This window comes from Flavobacterium piscis, from assembly GCF_001686925.1.
GTDB classification, from domain to species: Bacteria; Bacteroidota; Bacteroidia; order Flavobacteriales; family Flavobacteriaceae; genus Flavobacterium; species Flavobacterium piscis.
The window spans coordinates 1-1721 of sequence record NZ_LVEN01000015.1; the positions used below are offsets into that span (position 1 = coordinate 1).

The following is a 1721-nucleotide window of genomic DNA, read 5'->3' on the forward strand; positions in this document are numbered from 1 at the left end:
GGTTTCAGGTTTCAACAACTTGAAACCTGAAACTTGAAACTAACTTTTTCATATGGAAGAAATTATCAATAAAGTTGCCAATAGTGCCTTAGAAGTTTTTGATCTTGAGGATTATTATCCAAAAGGAGCGCGTGTGCAAATTGACATTTCGCAATGGCTTTTAGAAGGATTTTTATTGAAAGAAAAAGACTTTAGAGAGCACTTAAAAAATCACGATTGGTCGCAATATCAAGATCAATATGTGGCTATAAACTGCAGTACAGATGCTATTGTTCCTGCCTGGTCGTCTATTCTGGTAGCGATTCAATTAGCGCCTTATGCTAAAAAAGTAGTCAACGGAACTATCGAAGATTTAGATGCAAGCTTATATGAAGAGATTCTAAGCAAACTTGATTATTCTGACTACAAAAACAAACCTGTTATTGTAAAAGGCTGTTCGAAAAAACCGGTTCCAACTCGCGCGTATATTTTAGCCGCAACTTACCTGCAACCTTTTGCAAGAAGTATTATGTATGGCGAAGCTTGCTCAGCAGTACCTTTATACAAAGAATCTAAGAAATAACTTTCTTTACGGTCGATAATCCCAAAGCTTTTAACGGTTTTTTAGTATATTTGTTCTTATACATTTAAACTATATACCATGAGAAAGCTAACATTATTACTTTTTATTTTAGCGAACTTAACTTTTGTTCAAGCCCAAAATTCTGAAAAAGAATTAATCCAAAACACTGAAAAAGCAGTAAAGAAAATTAATGATACTATCGAGGGAGAAGGCTGGAAAGCAAAAGGAACAGTTTCTCTTTTGCTAAATCAATCGAGCTTTAATAACTGGATTGCAGGAGGTGAAGATAGCTTTTCAGGAACCTTGGGAATCAACTATGATTTCAATTACAAAAAGGACGATCTTACGTGGGATAATAAAGTTTTAGCTTCTTACGGACTTTTACAAACTAAAAATGCCGACTACGAAAAAAAGACTGATGACCGTCTTGAATTCAACTCAATCCTTGGAAAAAGAGCTTTTGGTGAATGGTATTACTCTTATTTCGTGAATTTCAGAACTCAGTTTACAACCGGTTACTTATATGGCAAGGATGAGAACGGAAAGGAGATTAGAACAGAAAATACCCAATTTATGTCTCCTGGTTATCTTACTACAGGTCCGGGTATTTACTGGACAAAGGATGATAATCTAAAAATTAACTTTGCGCCTTTAACCTCGAAATTTACATTCGTAGATGGCGCTTATACTGCAGGAATCGACAGAGCAACGGGATTACCTTATGTAAGTGGTGATTATTTTGGTGTAGATGCTAATAAAACCATGCGTTACGAATTAGGTTTCTATGCATCGGTTTATTACAAATTGGCGATCATGACCAATGTAACTGCAGAGAATACTTTGAATTTATATTCTAATTATTTAGAAGATCCACAAAATGTAGATATCAATTACTCTCTGAATATTATCATGAAAGTAAACAAATTTTTATCTGCTAATTTATCCTTCCAGGCCATTTATGATGATAATGCTTTTCAGGGTTTTCAAACCAGAGAAGTATTTGGTTTAGGAGTTAATTTCGGATTCTAATCTGTAAATTTTACCGCAGAGAGCGCAAAGATTGTTATATTACATTATCATAAAATTGCAAAGTTCGCAAAGCTAAATCAACATCAAGCTTTGCGAACCTTACATTTATAAATAAGCTTTTTAAAAAAAC

2 protein-coding genes are annotated in these 1721 nt (G+C 34.0%); both read left to right on the top strand.

All coding sequences use genetic code 11. From position 1 onward, the window contains the following. Positions 1 to 52 precede the first annotated feature (52 nt). Positions 53 to 562, top strand: coding sequence for a DUF2480 family protein (locus FLP_RS09645; RefSeq protein ID WP_065449320.1), 510 nt, complete (start codon positions 53 to 55; stop codon positions 560 to 562). A gap of 78 nt (positions 563 to 640) precedes the next feature. Further along, complete coding sequence (locus FLP_RS09650) at positions 641 to 1591, top strand: DUF3078 domain-containing protein (RefSeq protein WP_065449321.1); 951 nt, start codon at positions 641 to 643, stop codon at positions 1589 to 1591. The last annotated feature ends 130 nt before the right edge of the window (positions 1592 to 1721 follow it).

What these genes read in the sequence shown, in the direction of transcription:
- FLP_RS09645 (WP_065449320.1), top strand. Translation starts at nt 53, where the DNA reads ATGGAAGAAATTATCAATAAAGTTGCCAATAGTGCCTTAGAAGTTTTT.
- FLP_RS09650 (WP_065449321.1), top strand. Translation starts at nt 641, where the DNA reads ATGAGAAAGCTAACATTATTACTTTTTATTTTAGCGAACTTAACTTTT.